This window comes from Promicromonospora sp. AC04, assembly GCF_003058225.1.
In the GTDB taxonomy this organism is placed as follows: domain Bacteria; phylum Actinomycetota; class Actinomycetes; order Actinomycetales; family Cellulomonadaceae; genus Promicromonospora.
On record NZ_QBUG01000002.1, the window covers coordinates 309,377 to 334,749 of the forward strand.

Here is a 25,373-nt window from a genome sequence, read left to right on the forward strand (position 1 = left end):
CCAGGTCTGCAGTCGGGGTATCAGCCCCGGGGGTCCGTCAGGACCGCTACCGTTCTGGCCGGGACCGTGACCGTTCCGTCCGTCGCGTCCCAGGTGGTCTGCTGGACGACGGCGTCCGCCCCGCGCGCCTGCACCCGGGACAGCGCGTAGCCGCGGCCCGCGAGCTCCGGCACCTCGACCGTGGCCGGCTCCGGCGAGGCGTTGAACACGACGAGCACGCCGTCCAGCTTCCGGTCGACGTCGGACGAGCCCGCAAGGTCGTCGACCGACATCGTGATCACTCCCGGCACGACGTCCGGACCGGAGCCGGGGAAGCTGACCTTCTGCTCGATGAGGTCGGCGGAGCCCAGCCGGAACAGCTCGGTCGAGTGCCGCAGCTCCAGCAGCTCGCGCGCCTGCTCCGACGCGAAGGCGATGTCGTCGGGCGCCGGCTTGAGCGCGGCGTCGGCCAGGAGCGGCCGCTGGTACGGCCACTTGTCCTCGTTGTCCGCCGCCATCGGCAGGCCGCGGGCGAACCCGTTGTCCTGCCCCGACCAGTCGATGGTATTGAACCAGTCGCCGGAGTCGAACGAGTTGCGGTCCAGGGACTTGGAGCGCAGCAGGTCGGTGCCCGCGTGCCAGAACGAGGGCGACTGCGACAGCGCGGCGGTCGCCAGCGACACCGTGTTCATCCGGACCCGGTCCGCCATCGGGGTGTCCGCGGGCAGCTTGAGCGCGAGCAGGTCGAACAGCGTCTCGTTGTCGTGCGCGTCCACGTAGGTGACGACCTCCTCGGGCGAGTCCGCGTACCCGGCGGGCGAGCCCCGGTAGTCCAGGTCCTCACCCCGGACGCGCTCCCCCGTCGAGGTGGTGACCTCGTAGGCGCGCAGGTTCCCGGCCAGCCCGAGCTTCACCAGGTCGGTCTGGTGGGCCAGGTCGGCCGCCTCGTCGGCGCCGCCGTCGTTGACCGACGCCGGGTCCTCCAGCCGGGCCTCGTTGCCGTTCGGGTCGGTGAACAGGCCCGTGCCGAAGCCCTGCGTGAACAGGGACGACCCGTCGACGGGCGAGCCGCCGTGGACGGCGTCGCGCAGCCGGTCGCTGAACGTGCCGATCCCCGTGCCGCCGAGCTGGCCCTGCGTGGCCTGCTCGAAGCGGGCGTTGCCCGCGACCTCGCCGAAGTCCCAGCCCTCGCCGTACAGGTACACGCTCTTCCCGTCGACGCCGTCGCGCCGCAGCGTGAGCTCGTCGAGCGCCGCCCGGACCGCCTCCATGTTGGCGCGGGAGTGGTGCCCCATCAGGTCGAACCGGAACCCGTCCACGTGGTAGTCGCGGGCCCAGGTGACCACCGAGTCCACCATCAGCTTCTGGGCCATGGCGTGCTCCGTGGCGACGTTCTGGCAGCAGGTGCTGGTCTCGACGGCGCCCGTGGTCGCGTTCTGCCGGTGGTAGTAGCCGGGGACCACGCGGTCCAGCACGGACTTCGGGTCCTGGCCCGACGCCGCCGTGTGGTTGAAGACCTGGTCCAGCACCACCTGGAGCCCGGCCCGGTGCAGGTTGCCGACCATCGACCGGAACTCCGCGACGCGCGCCCCGCCGTCGGCGTCCACGGCGTACGAACCCTCCGGGGCCATGAAGTGGTACGGGTCGTAGCCCCAGTTGAAGGCGTCCTGCCCCTGCACCTCGGCGACGGCGGCCTGCTGCTCCGTGCCGTCGGGGGCGAACCCGGACAGGTCGCCGGTGGTGGCCTGGTCCGCTCGGTCCTCGGGGATCGTGGCGATGTCGAACGTCGGCAGGAGGTGGACGGTGGTGAGCCCGGCGTCGGCCAGCGAGCGCAGGTGCTTCATCCCGTCCGAGCGGCTCACCCCGAACGCGCCGTACGTGCCGCGCAGGCGCTCGGGCACGGTCTCGTCGGAACTCGAGAAGTCGCGCACGTGCAGCTCGTAGATCGTCTGGTCGACGGCCCGGTCCACGACCGGAGCAGGGGTGGACCGCCAGACCTTCGGCCGCCAGTTCGCCGCGGCCAGGTCCACGGCCACCGAGTGCGTCGAGTCGAGCGTCAGGCCCACCGAGTAGGGGTCGGTCACGACGTTGGTCTCGACCTGCCCGGTGCTCGGCACGTACACCTCGACGGCGTAGCGGTAGCGCACGCCCTGCCAGCTCGGCCCGCCGCCGTGCCCGCCGTTGCGGTCGCCCTCCGACAGACTCCGGAGCTGCTCGTCGAGACCCTGCGCGGCGCGACCGCCGCCGAGCGTCCAGGCGCCGTCGTCCTGCCGGGCCATCTCGAAGGTCCGCGGCTCGGCGTCCAGCGAAGTGCCCGCGGGCCAGGCCTGCAGCGTCACGGCGCGGGCCGTGGGCGCCCACAGCGCGAACGACGCCTTGCTGCCCTGCTTGCCGCCGCCCTGCCAGGTCACGCCCAGCGTACGGTCGGTCGCGAACAGGTCGTCCAGCACGCCGGGGATCTGCACGCCGGTGGCCGCGGTGAGCGTCTCGCCGTCGTGCCGGGTGAGGCGCAGCGGCCCCTGCAGGGCCGACGTCGCCGCGGCCCGGCTCAGGCCCTCGATCTCCAGGGCGAGGTGGCCGGCCAGGTGGGGAAAGTCCTCGGCCACGTCCGCGGGCACGTCGCCCGGGGTCATGGTGTACGACGTCGGCGCCTCCGGCGCGCCCGTCTCCAGCGTCCAGGTGTCGCCGGTGCCGAAGTCGTCGGCCGGGACCAGGACCAGGCCCTGCCGCACCCAGTGCGCGGCCTGCTGGCCCTCTCCCGGCGTGCCCGGTGTGCCTACCTGCACGGTGGGCACCTTGGTCTCGGGGTCCCAGGTGAAGGTCACGGGGCCGCCGCCGGTCGAGTACGGGACGTTGGCGCCGTCGCGGACGCCGTCGGCCCCGTAGTTCTCCGCCCAGGAGCCGTTCACGGCCACCTTGAACTCGTACGACCCGGCGGGCAGCTCGAACGTGCCCGTGTAGGTGCCGTCGTCGGCGAGCGTGAGGCGGGCTGCCTCGCAGTCCGGGGTCCAGTCGCCGGCGCAGCCCATCTCGCTGTTGTGCGAGCCGGGGACGGTGACCAGGTCGATGTCGGGGTCCGTCGGGTCGTCGACCACGCCGCTCACGTCGATGCCCACCGAGGCGTACGAGCTGGCGGCGGCGCGGTCGCCGTCGGCGTCACGGGTGACCGCGCGGTACTCGACCAGCGTGCCCTCGGGCAGGTCGGCGCCGTCGGGCGACACGTCGTGGAAGACGCGCGGGGACGTGTCCTCCGCGGTGCCGAGCTGGTGCCACTCGTCGGTGCCGACCGCGCGCCAGGCGAAGGAGGTCTCGGCCCAGGCGTCGTCGATCCCGGCGGCGATCGGGGCGACGCCGCTCAGCGCCGCACCCGGCCGGGAGCTCGCGCCGGGGACCACGGTGACGGTCCCGGCGGTGTCCGCACCCACTGTGCGGTCGGCGACCAGCACGATCGCGGAGCGCGCCGGGACGGTCAGCGTGACCGCGCCGTCGGCGTCCGCCGTCACGGTGGTGTCGGTGCCGTACAGCGGCGCGAAGGTCGCGCCGGGGGTGAGCGTGTCGAACGTGACCGTGCGCTCGATGCCCGCGTTGTTCGCGGCGACCAGGTGCTCCACCTGCTCGTCGCGCAGCACGCGGGAGAACGCGTAGACGCCGGCGCCGTCGTCGGCCCAGCGCTCGATCTGGGCGCCGGTCGCCAGGGCCGGGTGCTCCTCGCGGAGGTCGGCGAGCGCGGCGATGTGCTCGTAGAGCGGCGCGTCGGTGCCGTAGCGGTCCACGCTGCCGGCCTGCTCGCCCGTCACCAGGGGCTGGTCGGCGTACTCGTCGACCTGGGTCGCGAACAGGGTCTGGCGGGCGTCCTTGTCGCCGCCGGTGCCCGCGAAGCCCTGCTCGTCGCCGTAGTAGACGACCGGCTGGCCGCGCGTGAGGTACATGAGCTCGTGCGCCAGCTCGTCGCGTTCGAGCGGGTTCTCGGCGCCCGCCAGCATGAATCCGACGCGGCCCATGTCGTGGTTGCCGAGGAAGGTCGGCAGGGCCGACGCGCTGCTGTGCGGCGTCGTGTACAGGTCGTCGGAGGCGTACAGGTCCGCGAGGCGCTGCGCGCTGTTGCCGCTGGCGTAGCTCGTGGCGGCGGACTGGAACGAGAAGTCGAGCACGGAGCTCATGTCGGTGCGGCGCACGTACGGGGACGTCTTGGCGGCGTCGGCGTCGTACACCTCGCCGAACGTGAAGAACTCGTCCTTGCCCTGGGCGCGGGCGTAGTCCTGGATCTCGGCGGACCACTCCTCCCAGAACTCGAAGTTCACGTGCTTGACCGTGTCGATGCGGAACCCGTCGATGCCCAGGTCGATCCACGCCTTGTAGATCTCCTCGAAGCCGTCCACCACTGTCGGATGCTCGGTCATGAGGTCGTCCAGGCCGCTGAAGTCGCCGTAGGTGACCGACTCGCCCGCCCACGTCGAGTTGCCCCGGTTGTGGTAGAGCGTGGGGTCGTTGAGCCAGGCCGGGACCTTGACGTCCTGGTCGGCCGGGTCGACGACGGGCGTGTACGGGAAGCTCGTCGCCGCGTCGAGCTCGGGGAAGCTGCCCGTGCCGGCGTGGTCGGCGGGGTCGAACGGGTTGCCGGCGGCGTCCGTGTACGGGGCGGTGGCCTGGTCCACGTAGTCGTAGGCGCCCTCGGCGTAGTCGACGACGTCGGCCGTGTGGTTGGTGATGATGTCGAAGTAGACCTTGAGCCCGCGCGCGTGGGCGTCGTCGATCAGCGCCTCGAGCTCGGCGTTGGTGCCCAGGTGGGGGTCGATCCGCGTGAAGTCGGTGATCCAGTAGCCGTGGTAGCCGGCGCTCACGTCGGCGCCCGAACCCTGCACGGGCCGGTTCAGGAAGCTCGGGGTGAGCCAGATCGCGGTGGTGCCCAGGTCCTCGATGTAGTCGAGGTTCTGGCGCAGGCCTGCGAGGTCGCCGCCCTGGTAGAAGCCCTTGTCGGTCGGGTCGAAGCCGGTGCTGAGCCGGTCGCCCGCCAGGCCGCCTTCATCGTTGGCGGGGTCCCCGTTGGCGAACCGGTCGGTCATCACGAAGTAGAAGCGCTCGTCGCTGCCGGGCTGGCGGACGGGGTCGTGCACCAGGGCGTCGTCCGCCGCGGTGTACTCGCCGGCGAGGGTGAGCGGGGTCAGGGCGGTGCGGTGGGTCGTGTCGTCGTAGGTGACGCGGACCCTTGCGGTGCCCGCGAGGTGGAGCGGGGCGTTGTCGGGGCCGCCGTCGCGGCCGTAGGACTCGTCCCACGCGTCGTTCAGCGCCACCTTGTACTCGTAGGTGCCCGCCGGGAGCTCGAACTCCGCGGTGAACGTGCCGTCCTGCTGGGGGGTGAGCTCCGTGGCGGCGCACGCCGGGTCCCAGTCGGCGGCACAGCCGAGCTCGTCCTGGAGGCTCCCCACGAGGGCGGCGGTGCGGTCCTGCTCGGCCGCGGCTGCGCCGCTCGTGCTGGTGTCCGACGCCGTCGACGCACCGCTGGTGTCCGACGCCGTCGACGCACCCGTGGCGGCCGACGCCGACACGGCGAGCCCGAGCGAGGCGACCAGTGCGACGGACGCGAGCGCCGCCGTCGTGCGGAGCCGCGCGCGGAACCCGGGCAGCAGGCGGGCGTGCGGCGGGCGCAGGCGCGCGGTGCGAGACATGGATGACCCCTTCGTCGTCCGGAACCCCAGTAGGAACCGATCGCGACTGTAATGCTTGCAGAAGTTTGCAGCAAGCGTTCACCCGCACCAATCGACCGGCCCCAGACACGAAGTCCGCCTCCAGCAAGCCGTTGCGCATGGTTTCCGGGCGTGGAGCATGCGTAACGGCTTGCTGGAGGCGGACTTTTGTCGTCCGGCGGCCGACTGTCGGGCCGGCGTCAGAGCGGGAGCTTGAAGCCCTCGTGCGACTGCTCGTAGCCGAGGTTCCGGTAGAACCGGTGCGCCTCCGGCCGCTGCTTGTCCGACGTCAGCTGGGCCAGCGCGCAGCCCCGCGCCCGGCCGCGCTCGTGGGCGTGCTCCATCAGCCGGCGGCCGATGCCCTTGCCGCGCTGGTTGCGAGCCACCCGCACGGCCTCGACCAGCAGCCGGGAGGCGCCGTTGCGGGAGATCCCCGGAATGAACGTCAGCTGCATGACGCCGACCACCTCGCCGTCGTACTCCGCGACGACCAGCTCGTTGTCCGGGCTCGCGGCGACGGCCTCGAACCCCCTGACGTGCGGCTCGCCGTAGCTGCCCGTGCGGCGGGCGGCGACGGCGTCGTCGGCGATGAGCTCGACGATGCGCTCGAGGTCGTCGCGCTCGGCTTCGCGAAAGATCAGCTCCATGCGCCTCACCCTAATTACCCGGACCCTTGGTCGTGGGCGTGATCGTTGCGCCCAGAGTGGGCACGCAGACGCAACGATCGCGCCCACAACCAGGGACGCTTCGGGAGGGTCCTGTCAGATGCTCGCCGTACGATCTTGTCGTTACCCCGTTCCCCGAGAGGCACTCTCCCTGTGACCACCTCCCCCGCGCCCGCGGCATCGAACGACGCCCCGGACGCCGCCCCGCGCAGCTCCTGGATCGCGCTCGCGGTGCTCATCCTGGGCGTGTCGATGGCCCTGCTCGACACGACCATCGTGAACGTGGCGCTGCCGACCATCCGCACGTCGCTCGACGCGTCGGAGGGCACCCTGTCGTGGATCATCTCGGGGTACGCGCTCGCCTACGGCCTCGCCCTCATCCCGGCCGGCCGCGTGGGTGACCGGGTGGGCCACAAGTGGGTGTTCGTGGTGGGTCTGGCCGGGTTCACGCTCGCCAGCCTGTGGTGCGGCCTCGCGTCCGGCGCCACCGAGCTGATCGTGGCCCGTGTGGTCCAGGGGCTGTGCGGCGGCATCTTCTTCCCCGCCGTGACGGCGCTGATCCAGCTGATGTTCGCCGGCCGCACGCGCGGCAGGGCGTTCGCGGTGATGGGCGCGGCCATCGGGTTCTCCACCGCCCTCGGGCCGATCGTCGGCGGCCTGCTCATCGAGGCGTTCGGCGAGGACGAGGGCTGGCGCTCGATCTTCTTCGTCAACCTGCCCTTCGGGGTGATCGCGGTCGCCGCGGCGATCATGCTGCTGCCCCGGATCGTCGTCGGGGCCACCGCGCGCGGGGTCGACGGCGTCGGGCTGCTGCTGGTCTCGGTCGCGCTCGTCGCGGTCCTGGTGCCGCTCATCGAGGGCGAGGACGCCGGCTGGCCGTGGTGGACCTGGACGTCCCTGGCGGGCGGTCTGCTGCTGCTCGTCGCGTTCGCGTTCTGGGAGCGACGGGTCGCTGCGCGGGGCAACAGCCCGCTCGTCCCGCCGCACCTGTTCTCGCACGCCGCGTTCACGGGTGGCGTCATCCTCGCGCTGGTCTACTTCGCGGCCTTCACCAGCATCTTCTTCACCGTCTCGATCTTCTGGCAGGCCGGGCTGGGCCACTCGGCGCTGGCCTCAGGGCTGGTGTCCGTGCCGTTCGCCATCGGGTCGATACTGGGCGCCTCGCAGAGCGAGCGCCTGGCGCACCGCCTGGGCCGGCTCGTGCTCGTGATCGGCACCGCGATGGTTGCCGTGGGGCTCGTGTCGCTGTGGCTCGTGCTCTGGCTGGTCCCGACCGGCGACCTGACCAACTGGACCCTCGCGGCGCCGCTCCTGGTCGGCGGCATCGGCAGCGGCCTGTTCATCGCCCCGAACGCCCAGTTCATCGTCGCCACTGTGGACCGCGACGAGGCCGGGGCCGCGTCCGGCGTGATCGGCACCATGCAGCGGATCGGCTCGGCGGCGGGCATCGCAGTCGTCGGCTCGGTGCTCTTCGGGTCGCTGGAGCTCCCGCCCGGCCGCCCGACGCCGGAGGTGGTCGCCGACGCCTTCGCGCACGCCGCCACCATGGCGCTGGGCACCAGCGCTGCGCTCTCCGTGGTGGCGTTCCTGCTGGTCTTCGTGCTGCCGCGCCGGGTGGCGCCCGCCGGCGGCGATCACTCGTCGGGGAGCAGGGCTGCCGCCTCCGCGTAGCCGCCGGTCGGCGGGTTCGGGTCCGGCGTGTACACCAGGTAGACGAGGCCCGTCTTGAAGGGCGTGGCCGACACGAGCTTCATCGGCCGCTCCGGGTCGCCGTCCCGGAACAGCCTGAGCCCGCCGCCCGCGGTGGCCGGGTGCACGAACAGGTGCAGCTCGTCGAGCAGGCCGGCGTCCAGCAGCTGGCGGACCACCGACACCGAGCCGGACGATCGTGCCGATCGCCGGGTCCTCCTTCAGGGCGGTGACGCCCTCGACCAGGTCGCCCTGCAGCTGCTCCGAGTTGCGCCAGGTGAGCTCGAGCGAGCTGCGGGACGCGACGACCTTGCGGGTGTCGCCGATCCGCTTCGCGAACCCGGCGTCCTCCTCGCCCGCGGTCTCACGCTCGGGCCAGGCGCCCGCGAACGAGTCGTAGGTGACGCGCCCGAACAGGAAGACGTCGGCCTGGTGCGTGAGGTCGACGGCCGCACCCAGCTCGTCGTTGAAGTACGGGAAGTGCCAGTTGCCCTTGTCCGGCTCGACGACACCGTCGAGCGCCATGAACATGCTGGACACGATCTTCGCCATGAGGGTCTCCTTGTTCGTAGCCGCACCGCGACTCTCCCCCTGTCCGACGACGGCGGCGCGGCGGACTCATCGCTGACTCGGGCTGTGTCAGCGATGAGCTCACCGGGCTCGGTCAGCCCGCGAGGTGGCTCCACCTCGGCGCTAGACCGGCCCACGGCCCGACGTCGGCCACCTTGCCGTCGACCAGCACCACCACGCGGTCGGCACGGGCGAGCGCCGCACGCTTCGACGTCGCGCCGACCACCGTGGTGCCCCGCTCCCGCAGGGCGGCCCACAGCTCGATCTCGGTCGAGGCGTCCAGCGCGCTGGAGACGTCGTCCGCCAGCAGGAGCTCGGTGTCCGCGGCGAGCGCTCGCGCGAGCGCGAGCCTCTGCACCTGACCACCGGACAGGCGCACGCCGCGGTGGCCCACGAGGGCGTGCGGGCCGCCCGCCTCCTCCATGTCCTGCGCGAGCCGCGCACCCTGGACCGGACCGTCGATGTCGCGGGCGTGGTCGAGCCGCACGTTGTCGGAGAACGAGCCGGACAGCACCCGCGGCACCTGGGCCACGTGCGCCACCTGGCCGGGGCGCAGGAATGCCTGGGCGTCGGTCACCTCGGTGCCGTTCCACCGGACGTCGCCGGTGTGCTCCATGAGCCCGGCCAGCGCGGAGAGCAGGGACGACTTGCCCGACCCGACCTGCCCGAGGAGCAGCACCAGCTCGCCCCGGCGGATCTCGAGGTCGACGTCGGAGACGCCGATCGTGCCGTCGTCGTGCACCGCGGTCAGGTTGCGCAGCTCCAGGCGGTCCAGCGGCTCGCGCCGGGCCGGCTCGGGCGCGGGCGCGACGCCCGTCACCAGGTCCACCCCCGGCTGGCGCGACACGAGGTCGGCACCGTCCGCGAACCGGGCGGTCGCGACCTGCCACGCCCGGGTGCCGGGCGCCTCGGTGACCACCGCGCCCGCCACGACACCGAACCACGCGAAGCCGGTCACGGCGTTCGCGACGAGCAGCGTCGTCGCCAGGTCCCACATGCCCGTGAGCAGGAACGTCCACGCGACGACGACGCCCACGTACAGGGTCACCAGCGGCACCGAGTCGAGCACTGCCTGCACCCGGTGCTCGAAGATCGCCGCCTTCACCCGGCCCGAGTCGACCTCGCCCAGGTGCCGGCGCACGTCGGGCGTGCGGGCCGCGAGCTTCACCGTGCGTGCCGAGTCGAGCGCCGAGACCAGGGCGCGGCCGAAGCGCGCGCGTGCCGCCGAGGAACCGGCGGCCGAGCGGCCCGCGATCGGCCGGCCGATGGCCGAGGCCAGCGCCGACACCACCATGACCGCCAGCAGGACGGCGCCCGCGGTCCAGGTCCCGCTGATCAGCGCCGTGACCACAACGATCGCGAGACCGTTGACGAAGTCGACCCAGCGGTCCGCGTACTGCACGAACCGGTCCGCGTCCATGGAGCGGGCCACTACCTCGCCGGGCGGCGTGGGCGGCAGCCGGTACTGGCGCGTCTGCCCGTGCATCACCGACATGCGGATCCGCAGCAGGATCTCGATCCACCAGAGCGGGTACACGCCCATCGCGCGGGAGATGAACAACGGCTGCATCAGCAGGAGCACCGCGAGCGTCGCCAGCAGGCCCACGGGCAGCTCGCCCGAGCCCAGCTCCTCGACCGTGCGGCCGAACAGGAACCCGCTGACCGCGCCCTGAGCCGCGACCAGGCTCCCCAGGAGGAACAGGACCGCACCGAACGCGCCCCACTGCGGGCGCACGAACAGCGCGTGCAGTATGCCTCGCGCGAGGCTCGGCCCGTCACCGGGCGGCGTCAGCTCAGGTGGGGTCCCGATCCGGCGGCGTCCGCCGACCGCGTCGGGCTCAGCGGTGTTGGGCTCGGCAGTGCCGTCCCGCTCGGTGCCGACGCCGTCCGCCACGGGACCGCTGTCCTGGCCGACGTTCCCGACCGGAGCCGCAACCGAATCGGCGCGCGCCTCTTCCGCGGCGTCGGTCTCGCGATCGGCCGCCGCGTCGTCCAGCGTCCCGTCGCTCGTGCCGGCCTCCAGCAGCGAGCGGAAGGGGCCAGGAGTCCGGGCGAGCGCCGCGCGACGTCCCTGCTGCACCACTCGGCCGTGGTCGAGCACGGCCACGAGGCCTGCCCGCTCGATGGTGCCCAGCCGGTGCGCGATCAGTACCCCCGTGCGCCCGGCGAGCAGCCGGTCCGACGCCGCGACGACCCGCGCCTCGGTGAGCGGGTCCATCCGCGCGGTAGCCTCGTCGAGCACCACGAGCTGCACGTGCCGCACGAGGAGCCGGGCGAACGCGACGAGCTGCTCCTCGCCCGCCGAAAGCTTGGTGCCACCCGGACCGAGCAGCGTGTCGAGGCCGTCGGGCAGACCCTCCGTCCAGTCGCTCAGGCCGAGCTCACGCACAGCACCCTCGATGGCCGACCGCGGGACGTCGGCGAACAGCGCGATGTTCTCCGCGAGGGTTCCGGCGATGATCTCGGTGCGCTGCGTCACCACACCGACGGCCCCCCGCAGCTTCTGCAGGTCGAGGTCGCGTACGTCGGACCCGCCCAGGAACACCGAGCCCCGCTCCGGCTCGACCGCGCGCGACAACAGCGCGGCCAGCGTCGACTTGCCCGAGCCCGTCCGGCCCACGAGCGCGATCGTCTCTCCGGCGGGGACCATCAGGTCAACCCCGGCCAGGGCGAACGTGCCCTCGGCGTAGGCGAAGCTCAGGTCGCGCAGCTCGAGCTGGAGCGGCCCGGCCGGCACGTCGTCCCCGCCCTCGGGCTCCGGCTCGACCGCCAGCATCTGCCGGATGCGCAGGATCGCGCCGAGGCCCTCCTGGATGTCCGGGAGGTGATGCACCAGGTTGTCCATCTGACCCACGAACAGCGCGGTGACCAGGAACAGCGTGACGAGCTGGTCCACGGACAGGCTGCCACCGGACGCCAGCACGGCGCACACGACGACGGTCCCGGCCAGCAGGGCGTACAGCACCAGACCGGCCCGGCGCAGCAGGCGCTCCTCGACCCGCACCACATCCTTGAACTTGCGGTGCACCGTCGCCGAGAGCTGCGCGACCCGCCGCACGGCGAACGCCTGTCCCAGGCTGGTGCGCAGGTCGTTCCGAGCGGCGACGGCCTCCTCGAAGGCAGCGGCGTGGTCGGTCCACGCAACCTCCTCGATCACCTTGAGGCGCGCGATCTCACCGAGCAGCGGCCGGGTGAGCAGGATGACGATCCCGCCCAGCAAGGGGAACAGGACCCAGGCCGGCCACCAGGTGATACCTGCGATGATCCACATGGGTACAACGCCGACGACCGTGCGGCCGGCGCCCCACAGCTGGCGGCGCACGAGCCGCCCGGCGGCGTGCGTGTCGTCGTCGACCCGGTCGAGCACCTCGCCCACGGCCTGCTCGGAGAGTGTCGCGATTGGCTGGCGCAGCGCCGCACTGAGCAGGTCGCTCCGGAGCTTGCCCTCGGCGCGGTCCACCACGCTGGCCCAGACCACCTGCCCGAAGCCGTCGAACAGCGCGCCGCCCACCACGCACGCGGCGAGCAGCAGCAGCCCGGCGACGGTGGCGTTCGCCGCCAGCTGCCCGGCCGCGGCCGTACCGAGGGCCTGGCCCACGGCGCCCGCGGTCAGGGCGAGCAGGGCGACGACGGCGGCCGGACCGCGCAGCCGCCGCCAGTCGAGCCGGCGTGCCGGGTCCTTCGCCAGTACGGACGCAGAGCGAGGCGACGCCTCAGGAAGGGGCGTGGTCTCAGGGGTCTGCGGCGCGTCGATCATCGTTTTCTGAGGCTACGTCGAGACACCGACAGTCCCCGCCTCTTTTTCCGCGGAGCGACCAAGGTCACGCCCCGCCGCCACCAGGTAGAACGGCAGCGGACTTCGGTCCGATGTCATCACGCGCAGCCGAAAATCGGTCGGTTGCCTTGAGATCGGTCCATTGATGGACCGATCTCAAGGCAACCGACCGATCTCACCGGATCGACCTCAGCAACCGACCGATCTCGAGGAGCCGGCCTGCTGCGTCAGAGGGACGCGAGCGCCTCGTTGAAGGTGGTGCTCGGGCGCATCACCGCGGTGGCCTTGGCCTCGTCCGGGCGGTAGTACCCGCCGATGTCGGCCGGCTTGCCCTGGACCGCGATCAGCTCCGCCACGATCGCCTGCTCGCCCGCGGCCAGCGCCTCGGCGAGCGACTTGAACGTGGCGGCCAGCTCGGCGTCGTCGGACTGTGTGGCGAGCTCCTGCGCCCAGTAGAGGGCGAGGTAGAAGTGCGAGCCACGGTTGTCGATGGTCCCCAGGCGACGCCCCGGGGAGCGGTCGTCGGCGAGGAACGTCCCGGTCGCGCGGTCGAGCGTGTCGGCCAGGACCTGGGCCCGGGCGTTGCCCTCGTTGATCGCGAGGTGCTCGAAGGACGCGGCGAGCGCGAAGAACTCACCGAGCGAGTCCCAGCGCAGGTAGTCCTCCTCGACGAGCTGCTGCACGTGCTTCGGCGCGGAGCCGCCTGCACCCGTCTCGAACAGGCCGCCACCGTTCATCAGCGGCACGATCGAGAGCATCTTCGCCGACGTGCCGACCTCGAGGATCGGGAACAGGTCGGTGTTGTAGTCGCGCAGCACGTTGCCGGTCACCGAGATGGTGTCCAGGCCCTTGCGGATGCGCGCCAGCGAGTACGCCGTCGCCTCCGCCGGGTCCATGATCAGGATCTCGAGGCCCTCGGTGTCGTGCTCGGGCAGGTACTGCTCGATCTTCTGGATCAGGTTGGCATCGTGCGCGCGGCGCGAGTTCAGCCAGAACACCGCGGGCGTGTCGGAGGCGCGGGCACGGGTGACGGCCAGCTTGATCCAGTCGCGGATCGGGGCGTCCTTGGTCTGGCAGGCGCGCCAGACGTCGCCGGCGTGGACCGCGTGCTCCATGACGACGTCGCCCGCACCGTTCACGATGCGCACGGTGCCGTCGGCGGCGATCTCGAACGTCTTGTCGTGCGAGCCGTACTCCTCGGCCGCCTGCGCCATGAGGCCCACGTTCGGGACCGAGCCCATCGTGGCCGGGTCGAGGGCGCCGTTGGCGCGGCAGTCGTCGAGGACGGTCTGGTAGATCCCGGCGTAGGAGGAGTCGGGGATCACCGCGAGGGTGTCGGCTTCCTCGCCCTCGGGGCCCCACATGTGGCCGCCGATACGGATCATGGCGGGCATCGAGGCGTCGACGATGACGTCGGACGGCACATGCAGGTTGGTGATGCCCTTGTCGGAGTTCACCATTGCCATCTTCGGGCCGTCGGCCAGCGCGGCGTCGAACGCGGCGCGGATCTCCGCACCGTTCGGGAGCGCCGTGAGCCCGGCGAAGATCCCGCCCAGGCCGTCGTTCGCCGACAGTCCGGCGGCAGCCAGGTCCTGCCCGTACTTCTCGAAGACCGGCTTGAAGAACGCCTTCACCACGTGGCCGAAGATGATCGGGTCGGAGACCTTCATCATCGTCGCCTTGAGGTGCACGGAGAACAGGATGCCCTCGGCCTTGGCCCGCTCGATCGACTCGAGGAGGAAAGCGTCCAGCGCGGCGGCGTCGAGGAACGTGCCGTCCACGACCTCACCGGCCAGGACGGGGAGCGACTCCTTGAGGACGGTCACGGTGCCGTCGGCGGCGACGTGCTCGATGCGCAGGGTGTCGTCGGCCGCCACGACCACGGACTTCTCGTTCGAGAAGAAGTCGTCGTGGCCCATGGTCGCGACGTTGGTCTTCGAGTCGGCCGTCCACGCGCCCATGCGGTGCGGGTGCGCCTTCGCGTAGTTCTTGACCGACGCCGGGGCGCGGCGGTCGGAGTTGCCCTGGCGGAGCACGGGGTTCACGGCGGAGCCCATGACACGGCCGTAGCGCTCGCGCGCGTCCTTCTCGGCGTCGGTCTCGACGCTCTCCGGGAAGTCCGGCAGGTCGTAGCCGAGGCCCTGGAGCTCGGCGATGGCGGCCTTCAGCTGCGGCAGCGACGCCGAGATGTTGGGCAGCTTGATGATGTTCGCCGCAGGGTCGTTCGCCAGCTCGCCCAGCTCGGCGAGGGCGTCGGACAGGCGCTGCTCATCGGTGAGCCGCTCCGGGAACTGCGCGATGATCCGGCCGGCGAGCGAGATGTCGCGGGTCTCGACGTCCACACCGGCCTTGGCCGCGTACGCCGAGACGATCGGCAGGAACGAGTAGGTGGCCAGAAGCGGGGCCTCGTCCGTATGGGTATAGATGATCTTGGACATGGGTGTGGCTGACTCCCCGGGATGTTGGAATGTGCCGATCTCTCGATATCAAGATACCTGAGGGTCCTGCGCACTCCGGAATTCCGAGACGCACCTCACGCCCGAGCCCTTTGGCAGCGGGCGTGCCGTCAGGCGTGTTGGTTGTGGGCGTGACCGTTGCGACGATCTGCCCGTCTTGGGCGCAACGATCCCGCCCACAACCAACCAGGTGGCGGTTCAGATCAGGCCCAGGGCCCGGACGGCGTCGCGCTCCTCGGTCAGCTCGGCGACGCTCGCGTCGATCCGGGCGCGGGAGAACTCGTCGATCTCCAGGCCCTCGACGATCTGCCACTCGCCGGTGCCGTCGGACGTCACGGGGAACGAGGAGACGAGCCCCTCGGGGACGCCGTACTCGCCGGAGGACCACAGGCCCGCCGACGTCCAGTCGCCCTCGGCGGTGCCGAGCGTCCAGTCGCGCACGTGCGCGATCGCCGCGTTCGCGGCCGACGCCGCGGACGACGCCCCGCGCGCCTGGATGATCGCCGCGCCCCGCTTGGCGACGGTCGGGATGAAGTCGTCGGTGAGCCAGGTGGTGTCGGCAGCGACGTCGGCGCCCGGACGGCCGCCGACCTCCGCGTGGAACAGGTCGGGGTACTGCGAGGCGGAGTGATTGCCCCAGATGGTGAGCTTCTTGATCTGGGCGACGGGTGTCCCGGTCTTGGCCGCCACCTGCGAGAGCGCGCGGTTGTGGTCCAGGCGGGTCATCGCGGTGAACCGCGTGGCCGGCACGTCGGGGGCGTTCGACGCCGCGATGAGCGCGTTGGTGTTGGCGGGGTTGCCCACCACGAGCACGCGGACGTCGTCGGCGGCGCCGTCGTTGATGGCGCGGCCCTGCGGGCCGAAGATGCCGCCGTTGGCCTCGAGCAGGTCGGCACGCTCCATCCCCGGGCCGCGCGGGCGCGCGCCGACGAGGAGAGCCACGTTGACGCCGTCGAAGGCCTTGACCGGGTCGTCGAAGATCTCGACGCCGGCCAGGTTCGGGAAGGCGCAGTCGTCGAGCTCCATGGCGGTGCCCTCGGCGGCCGCGACGGCCTGCGGGATCTCGAGAAGTCGGAGCCGTACTGGCGTGTCCGCGCCGAGCATCTCGCCCGCGGCTATGCGGAAGAGGAGCGCGTACCCGATCTGGCCAGCGGCTCCGGTGACGGTGACATTCACGGGTTCAGTCATAGGCCCACTCTTGCATCGACCGACCCGCCTCGCCCAGCCCCCACGCACGATCCGCACCCACATCCGTACCCACCTGGTACGACGTCGAAGACGCGACGCTGAGGATGCCATCGACATCAGCACGAGTACGGTGAAGAAAATACCCGCGTGTATTCAGGTTTCGCTCAGGTGGGTAATGGCAGGATGTGCGCGACATCGCACGCACGCCGCCATGACGCGCACCCAATGGTGCGCCACTGAAAGGATCTGACTTCATGTCCCAGGACCTCGCCGCGACCAGCGGCGTCACCGAGGTCGAGGAGCGGTCGCCCAGCCTGCTCTCCCGCCTGCTCGCCGAGACCTTCGGCACGTTCGTGCTGACGCTCGTGATCGTGGGTGTGCTCGTCTACAGCCCGCTGAACACGGTCGGTGGGCTCGGCGTGGCGCTCGGCGGTGCGTTTGCCTATATCGCGGGCGCTGCGGCCGTCGGCCGCGTGTCGGGCGCGCACTTCAACCCGGCGATCTCGCTGGGCTCCTGGCTCAGCGGCCGCATCTCGGTCAGCAACATGTTCAGCTACTGGGGTGCCCAGCTCGTCGGCGCCATCCTGGCCGCAGCGGTGCTGTTCGCGACGGTGCCGCAGACGCTCGTCACGCTGCTCGGCGTGGAGAACACGTCCGACGTCTTCGACAACGCAGTGAACGGCTTCTCGGAGAACTCCCCGCTCTACCTGCAGACCCAGGGCCAGGCCCAGTTCGACTGGCTCCCGGCGCTGCTCGTCGAGGTCATCATCTCCGCGGTGCTCGTGGGCGTGTACCTGGGCGTCAACGACCCGCGCAGCAAGGTCGGCTATGCCCCCGTCGCCGTGGGCAGCGCCATCGCCGCGCTGACCCTGGTCTCGTGGTTCGTCACGAACACCGGCATGAACCCGGCCCGCTCGACGGCGGCCGCGCTCTTCGCGAACAACTGGGGCGGCGACGGCTCCGGCCGCCAGCTCTGGCTGTTCTGGCTGGCCCCGCTCGTCGGCGCCGCCCTCGCCGCGCTGTTCTACCGCGCGTTCGCCTCGGTCGAGCCGGAGGAGCTCGAGGAGCTCGACGAGGACGAGGACGACGACGAGGACGAGGACGTCGAGGTGGTCGAGGAGAAGGAGCTCGTCACCGCGCAGTCCGCCCCCAAGGCCGAGGCCACGGAGCCCGCCTCGACCGTCGCGGGCCCCGGCAAGGCCGCCGAGCCCGAGGCCGAGCCCGAGAAGAAGCCCGACGACAAGGCCTGACCTCCCGCAGCACGCGTACGACGCCGGGGCCGCACCTTCCGTACGAAGGGTGCGGCCCCGGCGTCGTACGACATCAGGACACGCCACGGGACGGGCCGACGACGGCGCCCTGCCGACCGGGTGAAGTCGACTCACAATCCGGTCACTTTGGCCAGTTCCCGGCAGTTCTCCTGATAGATATCACGCCGTGACCGCACCACCCTTCCCTGACGCCCCCGAGGCGCCCGACGACCTCCGGGTGCCCGTGCACCGCGGCTGGATCGTGGCCTGCATGATCCTCTTCTGGCCGCTGGCGATCGCCGCCGTGCTGGCCGCCAACCGGGCCGCTCGTGCCCACGGGGCCGGCGACAGCACGACGGCGCGGCGCGAGGCCGGGAGAGCGCGTGACCACGCGAGGCTCGGCGTCCTGATCGGTGCGATCTGGTCGACGCTCGCTCTCACCCTCGACATCACGCTGGTGGTGCTCGGCGTGCAGCACGGGCCGAGCCTGCTCGGTCAGGCCGGCATCGAGACCGCCACGGCAGAGGCCCCGCCGGAGACGTATCGCAGCGCGGCCGCCCCGAAGCGGGAGGCGATCACGCTCGACCCGTTCGCGCTGCAGACCGGCGACTGCTTCATGGCCCCCGACTGGGAGGCGGTCTGGAACGAGATCGACGTCATCCCCTGCAGCAGGCCGCATGACGTGCAGGTGATCGGCGTGACCGAGCACCTGCACGACGAGTATCCCGGCGCCCAGACGATCTCGGAGGAAGCCTGGTACGACTGCTGGGCCGAGTACGACTCCTACTCCGGGACGATCGGCTCCGAGGACTCCCCCGTGTGGACCTTCGAACCGAACCTTGAGGACTGGGCGCAGAACCGGCACACGAGCGTCTGCTTCATCGAGGCGCCGTTCCCCGTGCAGGGCGAGTTCTCCGAGTACCCGCAGATCTTCGAGCCCGAGGTCGACGCATGAGCAACCAGGACCTGCCGCCACTGATCCCGCCCGGAGGGCCCACCCCCGTTCAGCGGCCGGCCCCCGCCCCGGCGTCGCACTACCCGCCGCGAACGCCCTACTCGCCCTACCCGCCCTACGGCACCGCACCGCGCCCACCGGCCGCACCGAGCACCGGCGCGGGCTGGACCCTGGTCGCCATGCTCTCCTGGTGGCCGTTCGGCCTCGCTGCCTACTCGCACAGCCAGCGGGCGACGGCCGCGGTCGCGGCCGGCGACGAGCAGCGCGCCGGGGCCGAGGGCGCGAAGGCCCGGCGGATCGGGATCGCCGGCCTGGTGTACGCGATAGTGGTGTCCAGCGTGCTCACGCTCGCCATCCTCGTCGGCACGTTCGCGCTGTTCTTCCAGCTGATCGACGCGGAGGCGTCGGCACGACAGGAGTCCGCGACCAGCTACGCCGACGACGACGAACCCGGGTCCGGCCCGGCCGACGGGACCAGCGTCTGGGAGCTGCGCGAGGGCGACTGCTATCTCACCGGCGGCCTGACCGACGTGGTGCGGACGGTCACCGTCGTGCCGTGCGCCGAGCCGCACGGCGGCGAGCTGTACGACATCACGTATGTGGCCGACCATGCACTGGAGCAGAACGACGGCGGGACGTACCCGGAGTATCCCGGTGACGCCTGGATGGCGCGGTACACCGACGACGTCTGCCGCGCGAACCTGGAGGAGCAGACCGGGACGTCCGTGGCGAAGTCCGGGCTGCACTACTGGTACATGGCTCCCGACGCCTGGGACTGGCGCCTGCTGGACCGGCGGATCGCGTGCCTCGTCGAGTCCGACACCGACGATCTCACCGGTCGCGTCGGCATCCCGTAGGTCCCCGCCCGGTCCGGGACGCACAGTCGCCCTGGTCCGGGCACGGGTGCCTTTCGTCTCGAAACCCTGCAGCGCTACGATCCGGCATCATGGCCGACACCAAGCAGACGCCCGCGGACGCGACGGAACCGGTCGCGACCGAACCGGAGACGGCGGCCGAAGCAGCACCTGAAGAGCCCACCTCGACCGAGCCCGCGCCCGACAAGACGGCGGACGAGGAGTCCGCGGAAGACTCGGCCGAGGAAGCCCCCGACGAGCAGGACTCGGCCGAGGAAGACGCGGCGAAGGACGCCGCCACCAAGGAAGACCCGGCCGTCAGCGGCGACTCCGCCGACAAGTCAGCGTTGCCCTATCCGACCCGCGTGGGCTGGGTCGTCGCCGCGTTCCTGCTCTGCTGGCCGCTCGCGATCCCGGCCCTCGTGCTGTCGATGCGCACCGCCGAGGCCAACGGCACGGGCAACGTGCGCCGTGCGAAGAAGTCGTCGGTGCGCACCCTCGACTTCTCCCTGGGCGCGGTCACCCTGGGTGTGCTCGGGATCGTCGGCCTGGCCATCGGCATCGCCGCCGCGCCGACCTACGCGTCGTCGCTCCCGCCAGGCTTCGTCTCGGCCGCCAGGTCGTTCGTCCCGCCGGCCCTGGCGGGCCCGCTCGGCATCACGCTGCCCGACGACGGTTCCGAGCTCACCGCCCCGACGTCGTCCCCCACACCGGCCGACGACCCGTACGCAACGGCGGACCCGTACGCGGACCCGTCCACCGACCCGTACGCGGAGGATCCGGCGGACGGCTCGGTGCCGACGCCGGAGGCCGATGGCCAGCTGGAGCCGGCCGAGGAGCCCGATCCGACGTCGGACACCGCCGCGACGGCCGGGGCGGAGATCCCGGACCTGGAGGTGGGCGACTGCATCGACACGACGGCGACGTCGGGCCAGACCACGCTGTACCGGATCCCGGTGGTGTCCTGCACGACCGCGCACGGCGGCGAGATCTACGCGGAGACGACGGCGTCCGACAGCCTCGCCCAGGACGGTGCCGCGCCCACCCAGCAGGCGCTGTGGGACGCCGCGGATGCGTACTGCTACCCGGAGTTCGCGAAGTTCGTGGGTATGCGCTGGGCCAATTCGGAGCTGCTGTACTGGCCGATCGCGCCGTCGGAGGAGAGCTGGGCCGAGGGCGACCGTCGCGTCCTGTGCGTGATCGAGTCGGAGGAGCCGGTGACGGGCTCGCTCGAGGGCGCGGAGCGCTGACGCTCCCCTGCGTCCGCCCCGCTTCAGGGGTGGACGGGCGCCGGCGCGCGCTGCGTGCGGGCGCGCGGCGAGCGCCGGGTCAGATGCTGGGCGTCGCCACGGCGAGGACGCCGATCAGCACTGCCGTAGCGCCGTAGAGCACGATGTCGATGGTCCGGGTCCGGATGACGAGCCCGACCGGGCTGACGAGCACCGCGCGGAAGATCGCGCAGACCACGAGCACCACACCGATGCCGATCGCTCCGGCACGCGCTCCGGCGGCCATCCCGAGCAGGACCGAGATGCCGACGCCGGCGAGGACGAGCCAGATCGCGAGATTGCTGCGCTGCGGCTCCGGGCTCATGTCGGAGGCCTCACCGCTGACTGGCTCACTGCGGTCGAGCTCCTGGCTGGTCGTGGTGATGGCAGTCGTCAGACTGGCCTCTCCGGTGCGTTCGAGCGTAGCTGTTCCGGCCGAGCCCGGCTCGAGGAGCGTCGTGGCGCCACCCGATGCGCCGGGGGCGGTCCGCGTCTCACTGAGATCCACGGGACGAGGGTACAACCGAAACGTCACGATTCTGCATGACCGTGACCGGCTTGCAACATGACTGACAGCACGTTCCCAGGTTCGCGGCCCGCGAGCTACCGTGAGGTCCATGCCCTCGCCCTCAGCTCAGGTCCCCAGCAGCGTGGTCGTCGTGGGTGCGGGGCTTGCCGGTGCACAGACCGCCGCTGCGCTGCGGAAACACGGTTTCGAGGGGCGCCTGACGGTGCTCGGCGCGGAGGGCCTGCCGCCCTACGACCGGCCGCCGCTGTCCAAGGAGCTGCTCAAGCGCACCGAGCCGGTGTGGCTCGCCGACGACCTCGGCATCGACCTGACCGCCCTCGCCGACGACCTGCGGCTCGCCGACCCCGCCACCCGCCTCGAGGCGGACCGGGAGCGGGTGGTGGTGCGGACGGCGTCGGGCGACGACGTCGTGGCCGACGCCGTGGTGCTCGCCTGCGGCAGCGTGCCCGTCCGCCCCGCGGGCTGGGACGCTGCCGCGACCCTGCACACGGCTGCCGACGCGGAGCGGCTGCGCGCCGCCGTCGTGCCGGGGATACGGCTCGTCGTGGTGGGCGCCGGGTGGATCGGCGCGGAGATAGCCGGCGTCGCCGCGGGCGGGGGCGCGCGGGTGACTGTCGTCGAGGCCGGCCCGGTGCCGCTGGAGCGGCAGCTCGGCCGGAAGGTCGGCGGCCTGCTCTCGCCCTGGTACGACGATGCAGGGGTCACCCTCGTCACAGGCGTCGCCGTCGACGAGGTGCTGCCCCGGCCGGGCGACGCCGCCGAGGGCGGAAGCATGCGGCTCGCCGACGGCCGGGTGCTGGAGGCCGACCTGGTGCTGGCCGCCGTCGGGGCGCGTCCGGCGTCGGGCTGGCTCGCCGGCTCCCTGCCGCTCGAGGCGAACGGCGGGCTGCGGGTCAACCGCGCGGGCCGGTTCATGGGGGTGCGCTCCCCGACCGACCCGGCGGGCAGGCTGCACCTCGACGCGCTGCGCCGCATCTGGGCGGTGGGCGACATCGCGACGCGCGACCACCCGGTGTTCGGGCCGGTCCCGGGCGGGCACTGGTCGGCGGCCCTGCACGACCCCGAGGTCACCGTCCGGGCCCTGCTCGGCCTCGACGAGCGCCCCGCCGAGCCCGAGCACGTGCGCGAGCGGCTCGGGCTCGCCCCGGTCCCGCGGCACGCACCGTACGTCTTCTCGCAGCAGCTGGGGCACGACCTGGCGCTGTTCGGCGTGCCGTCCCCGTTCGACGACGTGGTGCTGCGGGGCGCCCACGTGTCCGACGACAAGCGGCGCAATGGTCACTCGTCGGGCGGCTGGGCCGCGCTCTACCTGGAGAACGCACTGGACCGCCACCCTCGCCGCACCTCGGACGGCCACCGGGTGGCGACCGTCCGGGCGATGCTGCTGGTCGACTCCCCGCGCGAGGTAGGGCAGGTCCGCAAGCTGATGAACCGCGGCGTGCCGCTGGAGGTCGACCTGGACCGCGCGCTGGACCCGGCGCTCAAGCTCAAGGACGCCGTCATCCGAGGCTGACGCCTCCCCCGGGCAGGGCACACCCCGCCGGGTGGGTAACGCTGCGGTAGCGGTGCTACGCCTCCGTTACCCACCCGGCGAGGTGGTGTCCACCCCCGTGCCGGCGCCACACGCCGCCGTGGATCAGTGGGCGAAGTGGCGCGTGCCCGTGAGGTACATCGTGACCCCGGCCGCCTCGGCAGCCTTGATGACCTCCTCGTCGCGGATCGAGCCGCCCGGCTGCACGACGGCGGTCACCCCGGCGTCGAGCAGCACCTGCAGGCCGTCCGCGAACGGGAAGAACGCGTCCGACGCCGCGACGGCGCCCCGGGCCCGCTCGGCGCCGTCGGCCAGGGTGTTGGCGCGCTCGACCGACAGGCGGCACGAGTCCACGCGGTTCACCTGGCCCATGCCGATGCCCACCGCGGCGCCGCCCTTGGCCAGGAGGATCGCGTTCGACTTGGCGGCCCGCACCGCCTTCCACGCGAAGGCGAGGTCGGCGAGCACCTCGGGCGAGGCGGCCTCGCCGGTCGCCAGGGTCCAGCTCTCGGGGGCGTCCCCTGGCGCCTGGAACCGGTCGGTGGCCTGCATGAGCAGCCCGCCTGAGACCGGCCGCGTCTCGACGCTGCCGGCCGGTGCCTTCGGCACGACCAGCAGCCGGATGTTCTTCTTGGCCCGCAGGATCTCCAGCGCCTCCGGCTCGAAGCCGGGCGCCACGACCACCTCGGTGAACACCGGGGCGATCTGCTCGGCCGCGGCCACCGTGATCACGCCGTTGGCGGCGATCACGCCGCCGTAGGCGCTGACCGGGTCGGTCGCGTGCGCGCGGGCGTGCGCCTCGGCGATGTCGGCGCCCACCGCGATACCGCAGGGGTTGGCGTGCTTGATGATCGCCACCGCGGGACCCTCGTGGTCCCAGGCGGCGCGCCATGCGGCGTCAGCGTCGACGTAGTTGTTGTAGCTCATGGCCTTGCCGTGCAGCTGCTCGGCCTGGGCCAGGCCCGTGACGCCGTCGCCGCGCGTGTACAGGGCGGCGCGCTGGTGCGGGTTCTCGCCGTAACGGAGCACGTCGGCGCGGTTCCAGGTGCCGCCGATCCACGCTGGGAAGCCCGTCGAGACGGGCCCGTCGGCGCCGTCCACGGCGTCCGTCGGGGAGATGACGGACCCCATCCAGGACGCCACGGAGACGTCGTACGTAGCGGTGTGCACGAACGCCGCGACGGCGAGCGCCTTGCGCTGCGCGTAGGTGAAGCCGCCGGCCTGGACGGCCGCCACGACGTCGTCGTACCGCGCCGGGTCCACGACCACGGCGACCGACGGGTGGTTCTTGGCCGCGGCGCGCACCATGGATGGCCCGCCGATGTCGATCTGCTCGACGACGGCGTCCGGCCCTGCGCCCGAGGCCACGGTGGCCGCGAACGGGTAGAGGTTCACGACGACGAGCTCGAACGGCGCTATGTCGAGCTGCGCGAGCTGGTCGAGGTGGTCCTGCTTGCGGGTGTCGGCCAGGATGCCGGCGTGCACGCGCGGGTGCAGCGTCTTGACGCGGCCCTCGAGGGCCTCGGGGAACCCGGTGAGCTCCTCGACGGGGGTCACGGGGATGCCGGCGTCGGCGATCCGCGACGCGGTGGACCCGGTGGAGACGAGCTCGACGCCGGCGTCGTGCAGCGCCGTGGCCAGCTCGATCAGGCCGGTCTTGTCGTAGACGCTCAGCAGCGCGCGCCGTACGGGGCGCTGCGAGTCGTCGGTGAGCTGGACGTCAGGTGTGGACGGGGCGCCGGACATGGCGGTTCTCCTCGGAGGTAGCTTCGTGGAAAACCCTGGCACCCAGGCGGGCGGCGCGCATCACGGGTCGCTCGGCCGCTCCCCGGTGGTGACCCACCCTCGCCAGTCACGGCCACGTGCAGTCTAGCCGCGCGGGGAACCGGCCCGGGTCTTGCGCCGCTCCCGGGGGCAACTCGCCGACCGTCCCGGTCAAGCCCACCGGACCGCTTCTTCGTCAAGGGTCATGTCACGGATCATCCCGTCAATGTCCTTGGTCGGTCGGCGACCCTTGTAAGCGGCGAGCAGCAGACCTCCCTTCAGCACAAAGCGGTCCCGGAACCGGGTCAGAGCGAGTCGGTTCAGCGTGCGTTCCAGCTTGTAGAGCATGAGCATCTCGGCAACTGCCCGGCCGTTTTGCACTGCGAGGCGGCGCACTTGGAAGTAGCTGTCTCGACCGACTTCGAGCGGGTCAGCTATCTGGCCTCTGGCGGCAGGGGTGCTGGGGCAGATTCGGGCTCACGCGAGGAACTCCAATGCGGTGCGTAGCGGGCCTTCGGCCCTGGGAAGCAGGCGAGCGATGCGAAGCAGCTCAGCCGGGTGGTTTCCCCGAGCCGTCAACCACTCACGCAACGCGTCTATACCTGTCTCATATCCAGCGATGTTCCGCATTCTGAAAGCGTCGACGATGCATCTCGCCGGAGAGTAGATCGCGATCGTCGCCCCGGGCCCCGCACCAGCAATCGCCTCGGCGCCACGCTCAATCTCAAAGGTTGCTCCGTCGAACGCATGCCACCTCGCGGGCGCACGTAGAGCCGGGCGGTGGCCGCCTCGCGGCAGAGCAAGGTCGTGCGCCGCCGGGATGTCGTCGATCAGCTCATGACGTGCAAGCGCGCTGGTCAGGCACAACGTCGCGCGCGGCGCCCTCGTGGCGATCTCCAGCAGGTCCGGGTCTCCGTCCGCGGCAGCGGGGATGTAGAGCCCTCGTGACAGCTGGATCAGCTGCCCGGCGTCGGTCATCCGTCGTAATGCATGCGAGTTGATCCCCGCCGCACGCGCGTCGGCCGCCCGGAAGGCTTCCGAGCGGTCAAGCAGCTCTTCGATCGACATGAGCACTCTCCTTCTCAAACTCTCAACACATAACACTACATGATGAGGGTTTGAGAAGATGTGTCGCCCCTTTCGAGGTTCGACGTCGTTCGGATCACCCGGGTCTTGCGCCGCTCCCGGGGCGCGGGAGTAAGTTGTGCGGCAACCG

General features: G+C 71.8%; 17 protein-coding genes and 1 riboswitch. Of the genes, 7 read left to right on the forward strand and 10 right to left on the reverse strand.

What is annotated here, in order from left to right; all coding sequences use genetic code 11:
- Positions 1-20: 20 nt before the first annotated feature.
- Both pulA and C8K30_RS06915 read right to left on the reverse strand, forming a co-directional pair.
- On the reverse strand, positions 21-5,645 hold the full coding sequence (pulA, locus tag C8K30_RS06910; RefSeq protein WP_233257030.1) for a pullulanase-type alpha-1,6-glucosidase: 5,625 nt from the start codon (positions 5,643-5,645) through the stop codon (positions 21-23).
- A gap of 218 nt (positions 5,646-5,863) precedes the next feature.
- Entirely contained in the window at positions 5,864-6,310 is a 447-nt protein-coding gene (locus tag C8K30_RS06915) for a GNAT family N-acetyltransferase (protein WP_108492156.1), read from the reverse strand.
- Positions 6,311-6,481: 171 nt separating this feature from the next.
- Here C8K30_RS06915 and C8K30_RS06920 point away from each other — a divergent pair, with 171 nt between their 5' ends.
- Complete coding sequence (locus C8K30_RS06920; RefSeq protein ID WP_108492157.1) at positions 6,482-7,999, forward strand: MFS transporter; 1,518 nt, start codon at positions 6,482-6,484, stop codon at positions 7,997-7,999.
- Here the strand turns inward: C8K30_RS06920 and C8K30_RS31195 are convergent.
- Positions 7,963-8,202, reverse strand: coding sequence for a dihydrofolate reductase family protein (locus C8K30_RS31195; protein WP_233257031.1), 240 nt, complete (start codon positions 8,200-8,202; stop codon positions 7,963-7,965). The genes C8K30_RS06920 and C8K30_RS31195 overlap by 37 nt on opposite strands.
- Positions 8,203-8,294: 92 nt before the next feature.
- Here C8K30_RS31195 and C8K30_RS31605 point away from each other — a divergent pair, with 92 nt between their 5' ends.
- Positions 8,295-8,417: a hypothetical protein gene (locus tag C8K30_RS31605; RefSeq protein WP_255415708.1), complete on the forward strand. Its 123-nt coding sequence runs from the start codon at positions 8,295-8,297 to the stop codon at positions 8,415-8,417.
- Between the two features lie 264 nt (positions 8,418-8,681).
- Here C8K30_RS31605 and C8K30_RS06930 read toward each other — a convergent pair whose 3' ends face one another.
- From C8K30_RS06930 to C8K30_RS06940, 3 genes are all read right to left on the reverse strand, one after another.
- Positions 8,682-12,344: an ABC transporter ATP-binding protein gene (locus C8K30_RS06930; RefSeq protein ID WP_108492158.1), complete on the reverse strand. Its 3,663-nt coding sequence runs from the start codon at positions 12,342-12,344 to the stop codon at positions 8,682-8,684.
- 245 nt (positions 12,345-12,589) lie between these two features.
- A complete protein-coding gene (locus C8K30_RS06935) occupies positions 12,590-14,800 on the reverse strand; it encodes an NADP-dependent isocitrate dehydrogenase (RefSeq protein WP_108492159.1) in 2,211 nt (736 codons plus the stop codon).
- Between the two features lie 216 nt (positions 14,801-15,016).
- Positions 15,017-16,006, reverse strand: coding sequence for a malate dehydrogenase (locus C8K30_RS06940; protein ID WP_108492160.1), 990 nt, complete (start codon positions 16,004-16,006; stop codon positions 15,017-15,019).
- Between the two features lie 254 nt (positions 16,007-16,260).
- Between C8K30_RS06940 and C8K30_RS06945 the strand changes: the two genes are divergently transcribed.
- The 4 genes from C8K30_RS06945 to C8K30_RS06960 all read left to right on the forward strand — a co-directional run bounded on the left by C8K30_RS06945 (position 16,261) and on the right by C8K30_RS06960 (position 20,315).
- Positions 16,261-17,256, forward strand: coding sequence for an MIP/aquaporin family protein (locus C8K30_RS06945; RefSeq protein WP_108492161.1), 996 nt, complete (start codon positions 16,261-16,263; stop codon positions 17,254-17,256).
- Between the two features lie 187 nt (positions 17,257-17,443).
- Positions 17,444-18,211: a hypothetical protein gene (locus tag C8K30_RS06950; protein ID WP_108492162.1), complete on the forward strand. Its 768-nt coding sequence runs from the start codon at positions 17,444-17,446 to the stop codon at positions 18,209-18,211.
- A complete protein-coding gene (locus C8K30_RS06955; protein WP_108492163.1) occupies positions 18,208-19,068 on the forward strand; it encodes a CD225/dispanin family protein in 861 nt (286 codons plus the stop codon). Before C8K30_RS06950 ends, C8K30_RS06955 begins: the two co-directional genes overlap by 4 nt.
- An 89-nt stretch (positions 19,069-19,157) precedes the next feature.
- The gene (locus tag C8K30_RS06960; protein WP_108492164.1) at positions 19,158-20,315 is read left to right on the forward strand and encodes a septum formation family protein; all 1,158 of its coding nucleotides are present in this window, start codon (positions 19,158-19,160) and stop codon (positions 20,313-20,315) included.
- 79 nt (positions 20,316-20,394) lie between these two features.
- Here C8K30_RS06960 and C8K30_RS06965 read toward each other — a convergent pair whose 3' ends face one another.
- Complete coding sequence (locus tag C8K30_RS06965) at positions 20,395-20,841, reverse strand: DUF3017 domain-containing protein (protein ID WP_158280951.1); 447 nt, start codon at positions 20,839-20,841, stop codon at positions 20,395-20,397.
- A 109-nt stretch (positions 20,842-20,950) separates the two neighbouring features.
- Between C8K30_RS06965 and C8K30_RS06970 the strand changes: the two genes are divergently transcribed.
- Entirely contained in the window at positions 20,951-22,375 is a 1,425-nt protein-coding gene (locus tag C8K30_RS06970) for an NAD(P)/FAD-dependent oxidoreductase (RefSeq protein ID WP_199230383.1), read from the forward strand.
- Positions 22,376-22,498: 123 nt separating this feature from the next.
- On the opposite strand, the gene purH is transcribed toward C8K30_RS06970, so the two are convergent.
- The 3 genes from purH to C8K30_RS06985 form a co-directional block, all read right to left on the reverse strand.
- Positions 22,499-24,139 (reverse strand): bifunctional phosphoribosylaminoimidazolecarboxamide formyltransferase/IMP cyclohydrolase, encoded by a 1,641-nt coding sequence (gene purH / locus C8K30_RS06975; RefSeq protein WP_108492167.1) that lies wholly within the window; start codon positions 24,137-24,139, stop codon positions 22,499-22,501.
- Positions 24,140-24,172: 33 nt separating this feature from the next.
- Positions 24,173-24,259: riboswitch (ZMP/ZTP riboswitch) on the reverse strand.
- Between the two features lie 69 nt (positions 24,260-24,328).
- Positions 24,329-24,505, reverse strand: coding sequence for a nucleotidyl transferase AbiEii/AbiGii toxin family protein (locus tag C8K30_RS06980; RefSeq protein WP_158280952.1), 177 nt, complete (start codon positions 24,503-24,505; stop codon positions 24,329-24,331).
- 129 nt (positions 24,506-24,634) lie between these two features.
- Positions 24,635-25,225 carry a type IV toxin-antitoxin system AbiEi family antitoxin domain-containing protein gene (locus C8K30_RS06985; RefSeq protein WP_108492168.1) on the reverse strand — a complete coding sequence of 197 codons (591 nt, stop codon included), beginning with the start codon at positions 25,223-25,225 and terminating at the stop codon, positions 24,635-24,637.
- Positions 25,226-25,373 lie beyond the last annotated feature (148 nt).

Bases quoted from the DNA above. Each gene is read 5' to 3' on its own strand.
- pulA (WP_233257030.1), bottom strand. From the start codon at position 5,645: ATGTCTCGCACCGCGCGCCTGCGCCCGCCGCACGCCCGCCTGCTGCCC.
- C8K30_RS06915 (WP_108492156.1), bottom strand. From the start codon at position 6,310: ATGGAGCTGATCTTTCGCGAAGCCGAGCGCGACGACCTCGAGCGCATC.
- C8K30_RS06930 (WP_108492158.1), bottom strand. From the start codon at position 12,344: ATGATCGACGCGCCGCAGACCCCTGAGACCACGCCCCTTCCTGAGGCG.
- C8K30_RS06935 (WP_108492159.1), bottom strand. From the start codon at position 14,800: ATGTCCAAGATCATCTATACCCATACGGACGAGGCCCCGCTTCTGGCC.
- C8K30_RS06940 (WP_108492160.1), bottom strand. From the start codon at position 16,006: ATGACTGAACCCGTGAATGTCACCGTCACCGGAGCCGCTGGCCAGATC.
- C8K30_RS06945 (WP_108492161.1), top strand. From the start codon at position 16,261: ATGTCCCAGGACCTCGCCGCGACCAGCGGCGTCACCGAGGTCGAGGAG.
- C8K30_RS06955 (WP_108492163.1), top strand. From the start codon at position 18,208: ATGAGCAACCAGGACCTGCCGCCACTGATCCCGCCCGGAGGGCCCACC.
- C8K30_RS06960 (WP_108492164.1), top strand. From the start codon at position 19,158: ATGGCCGACACCAAGCAGACGCCCGCGGACGCGACGGAACCGGTCGCG.
- C8K30_RS06970 (WP_199230383.1), top strand. From the start codon at position 20,951: ATGCCCTCGCCCTCAGCTCAGGTCCCCAGCAGCGTGGTCGTCGTGGGT.
- purH (WP_108492167.1), bottom strand. From the start codon at position 24,139: ATGTCCGGCGCCCCGTCCACACCTGACGTCCAGCTCACCGACGACTCG.
- C8K30_RS06980 (WP_158280952.1), bottom strand. From the start codon at position 24,505: ATGCTCTACAAGCTGGAACGCACGCTGAACCGACTCGCTCTGACCCGG.
- C8K30_RS06985 (WP_108492168.1), bottom strand. From the start codon at position 25,225: ATGTCGATCGAAGAGCTGCTTGACCGCTCGGAAGCCTTCCGGGCGGCC.